A 13,296-nucleotide genomic window follows, 5' to 3' on the forward strand; every position below is an offset into this window, starting at 1 on the left:
GAACAGTGGCTCGCGAAGGATGCGCGCCGGCTAGCCGAGCGAGCCGATGCGCTCCAGCATGAGCGCGAAGAACGGGTCGGGATCGATCCGGCGCAGCACGTTGCAGTTCTTGCGCTTGCCCGTGACATGCCACCAGTCGACGATGGTCATGCCGATCGTCTCCGGCGAGACGATATCGATGGTCACATTGCAGAGCCGCTGTTCGTAGATCTCGGGCGCGAGCAGATAGCCGGTGACGCAGGCGTCGTGGATCGGCCGCGCGCTGGTCTTGAACTTGAAGCCGCCATACTGGCGGTAGAAGTCCGCCATGTTCGCCGCCTCGATGGCCGCGCGCTTGCCCGTCGCCCGCAGCGTATCCAGCCACTCGACCGTCATCTCGGCCGTATAGGTGCAGTCGATCGGGCACATCGTCACCGGCGCGCCGGATTCGAACACGATATGGGCGGCGTGCGGATCGACGAAGATGTTGAATTCGGCGGCCGGCGTCGCATTGCCGCCCTGGAAGAAGCCGCCGCCCATCAGCACGACTTCGCGAATGCGCGGGATGATCCGCGGCTCCATGGTCATCGCCATGGCGAGGTTGGTCATCGGTCCGAGCGTGCAGACCGTGATCTCGCCTTCCGGCGCGTCCATCAGCGTGCGTACGAGGTAGTTGACGCCATGCTCGGCCTGCAGCGGCGTCGTCGGCGTTGGCAGGTCGGCGCCGTCCATGCCCGTCGGGCCGTGGACATATTCCGCCGTCTTCAGCTTCTTGACGATCGGGCCGGGGCAGCCGGCATAGACCGGAACGTCCGGCCGGCCGGCGAGCTCGATCACCTTCAGCGCATTCTCCGACGTCAGCTTCAGCGGAACATTGCCGCCGACCGTGGTGATGCCGATCACCGCAAGTTCGGCGGGGGAACCCAGCGCGAACAGGATCGCGAAGGCGTCGTCCTGGCCGGGATCGGTATCGATGATGATCTTGCGTGGTGCCACGTCGTCTCCCTCGCGTCGGTCGTCGGGGCGCCCGACCCTTGCCAAGCGCGAGGGCCAAGAATACAGTACTGTATCTTATGTTCAAGGCAGGGTGGCCATCATGAGTGCCGATGCTCGCGGCGATTTCTCGCAGATTCCGATCCTCGACGTGTCGGGTCTCTATGCGGGGGATGATGCGGCCGTCCTCAAGGTGGCCGAGACGCTGCGCGGCTATCTGGAGAATATCGGCTTCCTCTATGTGGCCGGACATGGCGTTTCGCGCGCCGATGTCGAGGCGGTTCGCTCCATGAGCAAGGCCTTCTTCGCCTTGCCGGACGAGGAAAAGCTCAAGCTCAAGATCGACAAGAACTTCCGCGGCTTTCTGCCCTTCGCCGGGTCGACCATCGTGACCTCCTCGGTCGCCAAGGTCTCGAAGCCGAACCAGAGCGAATCGATCTTCTTCATGCATGAGGTCGCCGCCGACGATCCGGACGTGCTGGCCGGCAAGCCCCTGCAGGGCCCCAACCAGTGGCCGGACGAGACGGCGCTGCCCGGCTTCCGCGCGACGATCGAGCGCTATGTCGAGGAGATGAGCGCGCTGGCGCGCAAGATGGTGCATGCCATCTCGATCTCGATCGGCATGCCGGCCGACAGCATGGACCGCTATTTCGATAAGCCGACCACCTTCCTGCGCCTGCTACATTATCCGACGCAGCCGGCGGAGGAGGGGCTGTTCGGCTCGGCCCCGCATACCGATTACGGCTACATCACCTTGCTCGCGCAGGACGATGTCGGCGGCCTCGAGGTCAAGAACAAGGCCGGCGAGTGGATCGCGGCGCCGCCGATCCCCGACACCTTCGTCATGAATGTCGGCGACATCCTTGCGCGCTGGTCGAACGATCGTTTCGTGTCTACGCCGCACCGCGTCATCAACCGCTCGGGCCGCGAGCGCTATTCGCAGCCCTTCTTCTTCGATCCGTCGATGGACGAGATGATCGAGGCGCTGCCGACCTGTGTGCCGGCCGGAGCCGAGCCGAAATACGCGCCCGTGCTCTATCGCGACTATCTGATGGAGCGGATCGACAAGAATTATCACTACCGCAAGGGCGCGGCGGCGGCAGCGGCGACCAGCTGAAGCCGGCCGGCCGTGCGGGCGCGTGATCGTCTGAGAGGCTAGATATTTGGGACCGCCCGTCGATCCCGTCGGTGTCGCCGACATGCTGCCGAAGTCCGCGGACGTCGTCGTCGTGGGCGGCGGCATCATCGGCTTGAGCGCGGCGCTCTTCCTGGCGCGGGCCGGCCTCAGCGTCGTCGTCTGCGAGAAGGGCCGGTTCGCCGGCGAGCAGTCGAGTCGCAACTGGGGCTGGGTGCGGCGCATGGGCCGCGATCCCCGCGAATTGCCGCTCGTCGTGGAAGCGATGCGCCTCTGGGACGAGATGGAGGCGCTGACCGGGCGCGATGTCGGCTTCCGCCGCACGGGCATCCTGTATCTCTGCGAGAGCGAAGCCGACATAGCGCGGCACGAGGACTGGCTCGCGCGGGCCGGCGACTATGCCCTCGACAGCCGGATCATCGCGGGCGAGACGCTCGCGAACCTTCTTCCCGGCGCGACACGCAGCTTCCGCGCGGCGCTCCATACGGCAAGCGACGGCCGGGCGGAGCCGCAGAAGGCGGCGCCGGCCATCGCGGCTGCGGCAGCCGCCGCCGGCGCGATCCTCGTGCCCAATTGTGCCGTCGCGGCGGTCGAGACCAGCGGCGGCCGCATCACGGCGGTCCAGACCGAGCGCGGGCCGATCGCGGCTGCGAACGTCGTCGTCGCCGGCGGCGTCTGGTCTTCCCAGCTCTGCCGCACCCTGGGCCTCCGCCTGCCGCAGCTCGGCGTCCGCTCCTCGGTCCTCCGCACCGGCCCGGTCAAGGGCGGGCCGGAAGGGGCGGCCTGGGGGCCGCACTTCGCCTATCGCAAGCGTCTCGACGGCGGCTACACCATTGCCAATGGCAGCGTCAGCCTGCACGACATCGTGCCGGACAGCTTCCGCTATCTCTTCGATTTCCTCCCCGTGCTTAAGCTCGAATGGCGCGGCATCGCGCTTCGCTTCGGCGCGCCCTTCTTCGAGGCGCTGAAGGCCGCCAAGGGAACGGCGGTCTTCGAGAAGACCCGCATTCTCGACCCCGAACCGTGGGGCGCTCAGCTGAAGCGTAGCTACGCCGCCTTGCAGGCGACGTTTCCGGCTTTCCGCGGCGTTCCGATCGTCCAGGAATGGGCGGGCATGATCGATGCCACGCCCGACGCCATCCCTGTGATCTCGACGGTCGCGAGCCATCCGGGCCTCGTCATCGCGACGGGGTTCTCTGGCCACGGCTTCGGCATCGGCCCGGGGGCAGGGCGGCTGGTCGCCGATCTCGTGACCGGTGGCCGGCCGGTGGTGGATCCCGCGCCATTCCGCTACGAACGCTTCATCGATGGGACGCGTCCTCAACCGACGACGGGGGTCTAGCCACGATGGTCCGCGCCGCGCTGCCCGATGAATCTATGCCTTCGCAACTCGATCACGTCCGCAATCGCACCGACAGTATGCGAGCCGGATCGCCGAAACCGCGCCGTTCTGCGGCGGGGTTTGAAGCCGTGAACTTCCAGACATCGTTCCAGAGGAGAACAGGATGAACCGACTTCTTCGTCATGCGGCAGGTCTCGGCCTGGCGGCCGGCATCGCGACCTGGGGTCTCGGCGCGTTCGCGGCCGAAGTGGCCAAGTCGCCCGAGGTCGCCGAGAGCGGCACGCTGGTCATCGCCAACACGCTCGATTATGCGCCGTTCGAATATCTCGACGCCGACGGCAAGCAGACCGGCATCATCGTGGAACTGGCGCAGGCCGTGGCGGACAAGGTCGGCGCGAAGCTCGACATCCAGCGCACGCCGTTCCCGTCGATGATCCCCGGCCTCGCCGCCGGCCGCTTCAAGATCGCCTGGGAGACGTTCTCGGCCAATCCCGAGCGGCTGAAGCAGGTCGATTTCGTCATGTTCCTGAAGGCCGGCATCGCGGCCTCGACCTCGCCGGAAAAGGTCGCGTCGTTCACCGGCGATCATCCGCTCTGCGGCAAGCGCGTCGGCGTCTCCGCCGGCACGGCGTCGGACTTCCTGGTCGACAAGCTCAATGAGGAATGCAAGGCGGCGAACCTGCCGGCGATCGAGAAGTCGGTCTTCAACGCCTCGACAGACATGGTTCAGGGCGTGCTCTCCGACCGCATCGACGCGCGCCTCGATGACGCGACCGCGTCGAGCTATTTCGAGGTGACGAGCGGCGGCAAGCTGGTCGTGCTGCCGACGCTCTACGAGGTCGCGCCGCTTGGCCTCGCCGTCGCCAAGGGCGACAAGCCCACGCAGGACATGATGGTCGCCGCGCTCGCCGAACTGTTCAAGGACGGCACCTACCAGAAGATCCTCGACAAGTATGGCATGGGGAAATACGCCATCAAGGAACCCTATCTCGTCGACAGCATGGACAAGCTTCGTCAGGATTGATCGCGCAGATGCCGGGGTCGCGAGGCCCCGGCGTCCGCTGCCCCGAGCACCCGACCTGCGGAGACGTGCCGATGAGCGTGGTCGAGCCGACTGAGGCCGGAGGGCGCATGCCCGACGGAGCCGTCGAACAACTGGTCGTGGTGCCGCGGCGGCACTACGGCATCTGGATCGGCACCGCCCTGGCGCTACTCGTCGCCGTCGCCATTATCCGTGCGCTCGCGACCAATCCCGCCTTCGATTGGAATGTCGCCTTCGGCTATCTCTTCCACCCGTCGATCATGCGCGGCCTCGGCAATACCTTGTTGCTCACCGTCGTCATCATGGCCTGCGCCATCGTGATCGGCACGGTGATCGCGATCATGCGCGTCTCGCCGAGCACCGTTCTGCAGAGCTTCGCCAGCGCTTATGTCTGGTTCTTCCGCGGCGTGCCGGCGCTGATCCAGCTGATCTTCTGGTTCAATCTCTCGCTGCTCTTCCGCACCGTCTCGCTGTCGCTGCCGGTCGTCGGCATGATCTTCTCGGTCAAGACCAATGACGTCATGACCCCCTTCGTCGCGGCGGTCGTGGCGCTTTCGCTGTGCGAAGCCGGCTATCTCGCGGAGATCATCCGTGCCGGCATCAAATCGGTGCCGCATGGGCAGTCGGAGGCGGCCGGCGCGCTCGGCATGTCGTATCGCCATGTCCTGTGGCGGATCATCCTGCCGCAGGCGATGCGCTTCATCGTTCCGCCCACGGGCAATGAGGCGATCAGCCTGCTCAAGATGACGTCGCTCGTCACCTTCATCGCCGTCGACGATCTCTTCTATACGGCGCAGAGCATCTATGCCCGCACCTTCGAGACGATCCCGCTGCTGATCGTCGTTGCCTTCTGGTATCTCTTCGTCGTGACCGTGATGTCGTTCGGCCAGCATTTCATCGAGCGCTATTATGGGCGCAGCGACCGGCGCGAGGACAATCTCATCGATCGCCTGTTGCGCAACACGGGGCTCCTGCGCCATCCCGGAGCCGGGGCATGAACGCGGGTGAGGAGAACCAGCGGCGCTTCGGCGCGCCGGCCGATGCGATGGTGTTCGCGCGTGGCGTGCGGAAGTCGTTCGGGCCGCTCGAGGTGCTGAAGGGCATCGACCTCGTCGTGCCGACGGGATCGGTCGCCTGTATCATCGGCCCGTCCGGCTCCGGCAAGAGCACGTTCCTGCGCTGCATCAACCATCTCGAGCAGATCTCGGGCGGCGTGCTCCTCGTCGACGGGGAGTTCGTCGGCTATGACCTTCGCGACGGCAAGCTCTACGAGGTCAAGAACAGCCTGCTCTGCAAGCGCCGCGCCGATATCGGCATGGTGTTCCAGTCGTTCAACCTGTTCTCGCATATGACCGTGATGCAGAACCTGATCGAGGCGCCGACGCGCGTGCGCGGCGTCCCCGTCCAGGAGGCGCGTGCGCGGGCCGAGGCGCTGCTGGCGCGCGTCGGCCTCTCCGAGAAGGTGAACAGCTATCCGCGCGAACTCTCCGGCGGGCAGCAGCAGCGCGTCGCGATCGCGCGGGCGCTCGCCATGAACCCGAAGGTGTTGCTCTTCGACGAGCCGACTTCGGCCCTCGATCCGGAACTGGTCGGCGAAGTGCTTCAGGTCATGCGCGACCTCGCCGACAGCGGCATGACCATGGTGGTGGTGACGCATGAGATCGGCTTTGCCCGCGAAGTCGGCGACGCGCTGATCTTCATGGATCAGGGCGTCATCGTGGAGCAGGGCCTGCCGCGCGACATGATCGCCGACCCGCAATCACCCCGCACGCGCGAGTTTCTCTCGCGGGTCCTGTAGCCGCCGGACCGGCCAGCCGCCGATCAGGTGAAGCCGAGGAAGCGGGCCGTGTCGAGGTCGATCGGGATGCCCTCGGCCTGGCGCCGGTCGCGTTCGCGCCATTCCCGGTCGCCGGGCGCCATGACGCTCGTGCCCGGCCGGGCCGCTGCGCCACGGAGGCGGTCCAGATAGCGCAGCATGCCCGCGTCGAACAGCGCGCGGCCGATGAAGTGATCCGGCGAGATCGCCAGGACAAAGTGACCCATATTGCGCGGCGTCGAGATGTCGTCGCTGCCGACCATGGCGATGAAGTCGGGATCGAGCGTGGTTCCGGTCAGGATCGCCGAGAGAAGCGTCGCGACGCCGGCAAGGCCCGCACCCTTGTAGCCATAGGTCTCGCCGCCGAGCGGAAGCACCATATCCGCCGAATGCGGATCGGTGACGGTGGCGCCGACCGCATCTGCGGCCACACCCTCCGGCAGTTCCTTCCCGAGCGATCGGTAGAGCAGCACGCGGTTCATCGGGATCGACGAGGTCGCCATGTCGAACAGCCAGGGATCGCCGCCCGCGACCGGCGCGGCGAAGGCGAGCGGATTGGTGCCGTGGAACCGCTCGGCGCCGCCGAAGAGGGGGACCATGGAATCGGCATTGGTCGTCGCCATCGCGACATAGCCGCGCTCGGCCGCGGCGAGCACATAGGCGCCGGCCGCCCCGAAATGCGATGAGCGGCGCACGCCCACGGCGCCGATGCCGGCGCTATCGGCGAGATCGCAGGCAAGCCGCATCGCCTCATAGGCCGCGTAATGGCCGAGGCCGTCATCGCCGTCGAGAACGGCCGCCGCCGCGCCCCTCTGATCGATCGAGAGCACGGGTGCCTTGTTGAGGCGGCCACCCTCCAGCATGCGGCAATAATGCGTCGCGAGGCGAACGCCATGGCTGTCGACGCCGAGCAGCGAGGCATGCATCAGCGCGCGCGTCACCGCGTCGAGTGAGGCCTCGCTGGTTCCGATGGCGCGGAAGGCCGTGCGGACGTTTTCTTCCAGGACGGAAGCGGTGACCGTGATCGTCTGTTCGTTCATCTAGGGACGGGCTTCCGATTTCGCGCCGAAGAGCTGGGCCACGGCCGAGGCGGCCTCGTCTTCCTTCCAGTTCTTCAGCTGCGACGTCTGGCCGATGCCTGGATTGAAGCTGTTGGTCGGGTCGAGCGATTTGTAGAATTCACGCAGTGCCGGCTTCGCCGGATAGAGATGGCCGACATTGTGCTCGGCGGGATATTCGGCGCCGCGCTGGTCGAGCAGGCCCCACATCTTGTGCTCGAGTTCGAGGCAGTCGACGCCCTTCTTCACGAGATATTCCTGGTGCAGCACGTGGCAGAAGAAATGGCCGCAATAGACCTTGAACTCGATCTTGTCGTCGATCTCGGCCGGCAGCGTCTCGAACCAGTCCCGCGTGTTGCGGGGAAGGGCGATATCGAGCGCGACGATGTTCTCGACCGTCTTCGGATGCACGGCGCGATAGCGCACGACGGCGCCTCCGACGGAGAAGCGGTTCAGATAGGCCGCGGTTCCCTCCTCGGGCGTGCATTCGAAGAAGGCACCGTCGGCGGAGGGGAAGCGCGCCGAGAGATAGGCGCGCGCTTCATCGGTGCCGGCCCCGCCCATCTTGAGCAGCAGATGATGCGCATAGCGGTCGCGGAATGCGTTCATCCGCGCCGGCAGATGCTCCGGCATGAGGTTGGCGAAACCCTGGAGCAGCCGGTCGCTCAGCGTGGTGCCGAGCCCAAGGCGCTCGGTGATGCCGTCGAACCAGCTCTTGGCGGCGAAGGCCTTCGGCACGTTCTCGGTGCCGAAATGCTTGATGAACAGGAAGAGGTCCTTGCCGTAGCGCCGGGTCAGCTCATAGGCGCCGCGATGGAGATATTCGCCCGCGATCGGCAGGTTCTCGAAGCCGCTCAGAATATCGCGCCGGATGCTCTCGAGCTCGGCCGGGTCGTTCGAGCCGATATAGAAGACGGTGACGTCCTCGTCGGCAGGGAACGTATCGAGGCGCAGCGCGAAGACGGCGAGCTTTCCCGCCGAGCCCGAGCATTCGAAATGGCGCCGTGAATCGGCGTTGAATCGCGCCGGGGTGCTGGCGTCGACGTCGCGGACGTGCAGGTGATATTCGCGATCCGACGCCCATTCGTTCGGCGATTTGTTGATGTCGTCCTCGCCATACTGGCCCTTGTCGAGCCGGTCGAGAATGACTTCCGGATCCGTGCCGAGCTCGATGCCGAGATGGTTGACGAGGCGCAGCACGCCGTCGGCATCGATCTGGGCATAGAGGGCGAGCTGCGTATAGGCCGGCCCCCGGCGGATTAGCGATCCGCCCGAATTGTTGCAGACGCCGCCGGTCACCGAGGCGCCGATGCAGGACGAACCGATGACCGAATGCGGCTCGCGCTGGATCGTGCGGAGGTTGCGCTCCAGCTTGTCGAGCGTGGCGCCGGGCATGCAGAGCACCTGCTCGCCCTTGCCGATGCGATCGATGCGGTCGTTGCGCAGCGTATTGATGATGACGATCGGCCGGTCATAGCCGCCGGCGAGCGGGGTCGATCCGCCGGTCAGCCCGGTATTGGCTGCCTGGCAGATGACGATCACGTCGTGATCGACGCAGGCCTTGAGCGCGCGCCATTGCTCCAGCAGCGTCGCCGGCCGGACAACGGCCAGAACCGGACCTTCGCCATAGCGATATCCCTTGCGGAAGCGGCGGGTTGCCCTGTCGCCGACCAGGACATGACGCGGGCCAACGATCTGGCGCAGTTCATCGATGAGTTCAGGCATGGTTCACGCTGCCGCTGTGCATTCTTGTCGTGGGGTTGTTTTTTTTGGGGTCGTGTTCGGAGCAGAAAGAGACGTGGATCGCGCCACGGGCCGAGGGCGACGCGCCCTCGCGACGCGCTTGCAGGCGATGCATCACGCGTCCTCCCGCCGGTTCGGTGCGGGGCTGCCTCGGCGCCCCGGCGGGGCGCCTTCGCGGGCGGCCATCCATTCGAGCAACTGGTCGCGGGCGCGCGTAATGTGCTCGCGCATGGCGGCTTCGGCGGCGGCCTCGTCCCGGCTCGCGATCGCCTCGCAGATCAGGGCATGCTCGCCGATGACCACCTCGGCGTCGATCACGCCACGGCCGCGATAATAGGGCCCGACGCGGAGATTTGCCTGAAGCTGCGCCATGGTCGAGGCGAGAAAGGAATTGTCGCCGGCCTCCGCGATCGTCAGGTGAAAGACGCGGTCGATCTCGACGAATTCGGCAAAGTCCTGGCTCTGCGGGCCGCGACCCGCCAGCGCAATCTCGCCGACGAGAGCCCGCAGGCGCATCGCCGTCTCGTCGGAGCGGTTTCGCGCCGCAAGCGCCGCGGCGACGGGCTCCATGATCAGCCGCACGTCATAGAGATCGGCGAAATCCTTGAGGCTCAGTTCCGGCGCTGCGCGATAGCGCCCCGAATCCAGCCGCACGACGAGACGATCGCCTTCCAGCCGCGCCAGCGCTTCGCGGATCGGCGTCGGGGAAACGCCGAGGCTGGCGGCGAGCGTGTCGATGCCGATCGGGTCACCCGGCCGGATATCCTGATCGAGGATCAGGTTGCGGATGCTCTCATAGGCCTGCGCCGCAAGATTGACCTTCCTGAGCCGTGTGGAAGGGAACATCGCATTCTCCCGATCCGCCATCCCGGAAGGACCCGCGGACATCTGAAACCCGATCAGCGCGCCGCGCCCGCAAGACATCGAGCGCGGCGTCACGCCGAAACCCTGTAGCTAATATCATATAGGATATAGATATCAACGCGGATTGTGGCGCGGCGCGCGCGTTCGATCGGCGGGCCGTCGATGCCGGTTCGCTGGTCTTTCGGGGGGCGGGAGGTTGGGAGTGGGGGGCGATCGACCTCGGGACGCGTCGGTCCGTCATGCGCCCAGCCCAATGCCATTGCCGGGCTTTGACCCGGCATCCAGACGTGCTGTCCGTGTTGGAAAAGTCGGCGCAAAGAGGCGGCGTGGCCGGGTAAGGCCCGGCCTCGACACGCCCGCTCAAGGCGGGATCAGCCCTTGAGAGCTAGCCGGAATTGCCCGGCGGCAGCAGGCCGCTCTCGACCGCGACGCGGCGATAGGCGGCGCCGGCGGTGAAGCCGCCGTCAATCGTGAAGTCCTCGCCCGTGATGAAGGACGAGGCGTCGGATGCGAGGAACAGGACGAGCTGCGCGACCTCGTCGGGCGATCCACTGCGTGCCATCGGCGTCAGCCCGATCATCGGCTGGAGATGGGGCGCATTGGCGTTCAGGCCAGTAACGATCAGGCCGGGGCAGACGCTGTTCACCCGGATGCCCCAGGTCACATATTCCATTGCCGCGGTTCGCGTGAGGCCGCGTACGCCCCATTTGCTCGCCGTATAGGCCGGATCGTAGTGGCCGGAGAAGGCGCTGTTCGAGGCGATGTTGACGATGCTGCCGCCGCCGGTCGCGCGCATCAGCGGCGCCGCAGCCTGGATGCCGAGGAACGTTCCGGTGAGGTTGATGGCGAGCAGGCGGTTCCAGCCATCGAGCGTCGTATCGTTGGTCGATGTCCGGTTGATGATGCCGGCATTGTTGACGAGGACGTCGAGCCGTCCCTTCCACGCCTGCGCGAGGTCGATCGCCGCCGTCCAGCTTTCCGGGCTCGCGACGTCGAGATGCGCGAAACGCGCGTCATATCCGTCCGCGACGAGCGCCTCGGCGAGGGCAGCTCCCTCGGCGTCCAGCACATCGGCGATCAGCACGGCGGCGCCGGCGCGCGCCAGAAGGCGCGCCTCCGCCTCGCCTTGGCCGCGGCTGCCGCCGGTGACGATGGCGACGCGTCCGGAGAGATCCGTCATGGCGATTGGGTTCGGGGTGGTCATCAGGCCCTCGCCTCGATCGTGCGCTGGATCTGGACGCCGAGCCCGTCAATGCCGACGCGCATCGTCTGACCGGGCTTCAGGAAGATCGGCGGCTTGTGGCCGAGGCCGACGCCGGGCGGCGTTCCGGTCGCGATGATGTCGCCCGGCTGCAGCGTCATGAACTGCGAGATGTAGCTGACGAGCTTTGCGACGTCGAAGATCATGGTGCGCGTCGAGCCGTTCTGGCGGCGGATGCCGTCGACCTCGAGCCAGATCGGCAGGTCCTGCGGGTCGGCGATCTCGTCGCGCGTGACGAGCCAGGGGCCGATCGGTCCGAAGGTGTCGTGGCTCTTGCCCTTGGTCCATTGTCCGCCGCGCTCGGACTGGAAGGCCCGTTCGGAGAGGTCGTTGACGAGGCAATAGCCGGCGACATGGGCGAGCGCATCGGCCTCGGCGACATATTTCGCCCGTGTGCCGATGACGATGCCGAGTTCGACCTCCCAATCCGCCTTGGTTGAGCCCCTCGGGATCTCGACATCGTCGAACGGACCGCTGATCGCGCTCGTCGCCTTCATGAACAGGATCGGCTCCTCCGGCGGCGCCTTGCCGGTCTCGCGGGCATGGTCGGCATAGTTGAGACCGACGCAGATGAACTTGCCGACCGCGCCGACACAGGCGCCGATGCGTGGCTCGCCCGGAACGACAGGCAGGCTGTCCGGATCGAGGGCGCGGAGCGCGGCGAGGCCCGCCTCGCCGAGCATGGGCCCGGCGATGTCGGGCACGATCTCCGTCAGGTCGCGGATCGTGCCGTCGTCATGGCGAAGGCCCGGTTTTTCCTGACCCACGGGGCCATAGCGCAGCAGTTTCATCGGCGTCGGTGCTCTTCGTTTCTCAGTAGAATTCGGGCGCCTTGCGCAGGCCCGCCCATTGCGGACCGTCATGGCCGGCGACAACCAGCGCATCGGTCTTGGCCTGCACGGCGCGCAGCTTCTTGACCGAGCGGACGGCGTCGATCGTCGAGTGCAGGGCGCCGGGCAGGGCGCGCTCCTCCCAATGGTCGAGCGTATCGGCGGCGTCGACGGCGAGCAGCACATGCTGGCCCGCGGAGGTCCGCACCAGGATCGACTGGTGGCCGCAGGTGTGGCCGGGCGAGCGGATCAGGATGATCGAGCCGTCGCCATAGAGATCGTAGAAGTCGCCCCAGGCATCCTCGAGCAGCAGCCATTTCAGCGACGGATCGTCGAAATCCTTGCGCACATAGGCGAGGACCGCGAACCAGTCCGGCGTGAAGGCGTATTCATATTCGGTCCGCTGCACGACATGGGTCGCGTTCGGGAAGCGTCCGACCGCGCCGACATGATCGAGATGGAGATGCGAGAGCACCACATAGCGCACGCTCTCCGGGTCGATGCCGAGCGCCTCGACCTGCGCGACGCAGCCCTGCTCGACGGTCAGGACCGGCTGGAAGAACTCGGCGACCTTGCCCCAATGACCCATCGGATCGGTGGCGCATTCGACCGGCGTGCCGCCGTCGATCACGACATTGCCCTTCGGGTGGGTGATCAGGAAGAACGGGACGGGGATGTCGAGATCGGCATCCCCGCCCTGGTTCAGATAGATGTCGTGATACTTGCACTTCAGGATGCCCGTATCGAACATATAGAGGCGAACCTCGGTCATCTCTCCTCCCTCGGAATTCTCTGGTTCAGGCGGGCGAATAGCCGACGAGCGACGCGTCGTCCACGTCGGGCAGGTTCACGACGATGTTGTCCGGCGTGCGCGTCGTCAGCCAGACGAGTTCCTCGGTCGTGCTCATGTTGACTTCGACATGCGGCATGAAGGGCGGCACGAAGACGAAGTCGCCCTCGGTCATGTCGATGAACTCGGCATAATCGTCGCCGTAATAGATGCGGCCATGGCCCTTGAGCACATAGCCACCCGTCTCGGCCTCGCCGTGGTGATGCGGGAAGGAGCGATAGCCGGGCTCGTTGGAGACGCGGCCGAACCAGATCTTGGTGGCCGGGGTGTGCTGCGGGCTGACGCCCGAGACGCGCACCGCGCCGCCCGACTGTCCGGTTCCCGTATGCTCCGACCCGGCACGGGTGACGACGGGTACGACCTTCTCGGACATCATATCGCTC

13 protein-coding genes are annotated in these 13,296 nt (G+C 66.3%); 5 read left to right on the top strand and 8 right to left on the bottom strand.

The window, feature by feature from the left end; all coding sequences use genetic code 11:
* Positions 1 to 30: 30 nt before the first annotated feature.
* A complete protein-coding gene (locus tag GGR25_RS14855; RefSeq protein WP_183399636.1) occupies positions 31 to 975 on the bottom strand; it encodes a nucleoside hydrolase in 945 nt (314 codons plus the stop codon).
* 100 nt (positions 976 to 1,075) lie between these two features.
* On the opposite strand from GGR25_RS14855, the gene GGR25_RS14860 reads away from it, so the two are divergent.
* From GGR25_RS14860 to GGR25_RS14880, 5 genes are all read left to right on the top strand, one after another.
* On the top strand, positions 1,076 to 2,089 hold the full coding sequence (locus GGR25_RS14860) for an isopenicillin N synthase family dioxygenase (protein WP_183399637.1): 1,014 nt from the start codon (positions 1,076 to 1,078) through the stop codon (positions 2,087 to 2,089).
* Positions 2,090 to 2,135: 46 nt separating this feature from the next.
* Positions 2,136 to 3,449: an NAD(P)/FAD-dependent oxidoreductase gene (locus tag GGR25_RS14865; protein ID WP_246409818.1), complete on the top strand. Its 1,314-nt coding sequence runs from the start codon at positions 2,136 to 2,138 to the stop codon at positions 3,447 to 3,449.
* Positions 3,450 to 3,612: 163 nt separating this feature from the next.
* Entirely contained in the window at positions 3,613 to 4,473 is an 861-nt protein-coding gene (locus GGR25_RS14870; protein WP_183399638.1) for an ABC transporter substrate-binding protein, read from the top strand.
* A 71-nt stretch (positions 4,474 to 4,544) separates the two neighbouring features.
* Positions 4,545 to 5,489 (top strand): amino acid ABC transporter permease, encoded by a 945-nt coding sequence (locus tag GGR25_RS14875; RefSeq protein WP_183399639.1) that lies wholly within the window; start codon positions 4,545 to 4,547, stop codon positions 5,487 to 5,489.
* 47 nt (positions 5,490 to 5,536) lie between these two features.
* A complete protein-coding gene (locus GGR25_RS14880) occupies positions 5,537 to 6,289 on the top strand; it encodes an amino acid ABC transporter ATP-binding protein (protein WP_183400301.1) in 753 nt (250 codons plus the stop codon).
* Positions 6,290 to 6,312: 23 nt separating this feature from the next.
* On the opposite strand, the gene GGR25_RS14885 is transcribed toward GGR25_RS14880, so the two are convergent.
* The 7 genes from GGR25_RS14885 to GGR25_RS14915 all read right to left on the bottom strand — a co-directional run bounded on the left by GGR25_RS14885 (position 6,313) and on the right by GGR25_RS14915 (position 13,286).
* Positions 6,313 to 7,347, bottom strand: a complete 1,035-nt coding sequence (locus GGR25_RS14885) for an Ldh family oxidoreductase (RefSeq protein ID WP_183399640.1) — start codon at positions 7,345 to 7,347, stop codon at positions 6,313 to 6,315.
* Positions 7,348 to 9,090 (bottom strand): D-lactate dehydrogenase, encoded by a 1,743-nt coding sequence (dld, locus tag GGR25_RS14890; protein ID WP_183399641.1) that lies wholly within the window; start codon positions 9,088 to 9,090, stop codon positions 7,348 to 7,350.
* A 132-nt stretch (positions 9,091 to 9,222) separates the two neighbouring features.
* On the bottom strand, positions 9,223 to 9,954 hold the full coding sequence (locus GGR25_RS14895; RefSeq protein ID WP_183399642.1) for a GntR family transcriptional regulator: 732 nt from the start codon (positions 9,952 to 9,954) through the stop codon (positions 9,223 to 9,225).
* A gap of 403 nt (positions 9,955 to 10,357) precedes the next feature.
* Positions 10,358 to 11,176 carry an SDR family NAD(P)-dependent oxidoreductase gene (locus tag GGR25_RS14900; RefSeq protein ID WP_246409821.1) on the bottom strand — a complete coding sequence of 273 codons (819 nt, stop codon included), beginning with the start codon at positions 11,174 to 11,176 and terminating at the stop codon, positions 10,358 to 10,360.
* The gene (locus tag GGR25_RS14905; RefSeq protein WP_183399643.1) at positions 11,176 to 12,024 is read right to left on the bottom strand and encodes a fumarylacetoacetate hydrolase family protein; all 849 of its coding nucleotides are present in this window, start codon (positions 12,022 to 12,024) and stop codon (positions 11,176 to 11,178) included. The genes GGR25_RS14900 and GGR25_RS14905 overlap by 1 nt, the downstream gene beginning before the upstream one ends.
* 22 nt (positions 12,025 to 12,046) lie before the next feature.
* Positions 12,047 to 12,835, bottom strand: coding sequence for an AttM family quorum-quenching N-acyl homoserine lactonase (attM, locus tag GGR25_RS14910; protein ID WP_183399644.1), 789 nt, complete (start codon positions 12,833 to 12,835; stop codon positions 12,047 to 12,049).
* A gap of 25 nt (positions 12,836 to 12,860) precedes the next feature.
* On the bottom strand, positions 12,861 to 13,286 hold the full coding sequence (locus GGR25_RS14915; protein ID WP_183399645.1) for a cupin domain-containing protein: 426 nt from the start codon (positions 13,284 to 13,286) through the stop codon (positions 12,861 to 12,863).
* Between the last annotated feature and the right edge of the window lie 10 nt (positions 13,287 to 13,296).

This window comes from Kaistia hirudinis, from assembly GCF_014196455.1.
GTDB classification, from domain to species: Bacteria; Pseudomonadota; Alphaproteobacteria; order Rhizobiales; family Kaistiaceae; genus Kaistia; species Kaistia hirudinis.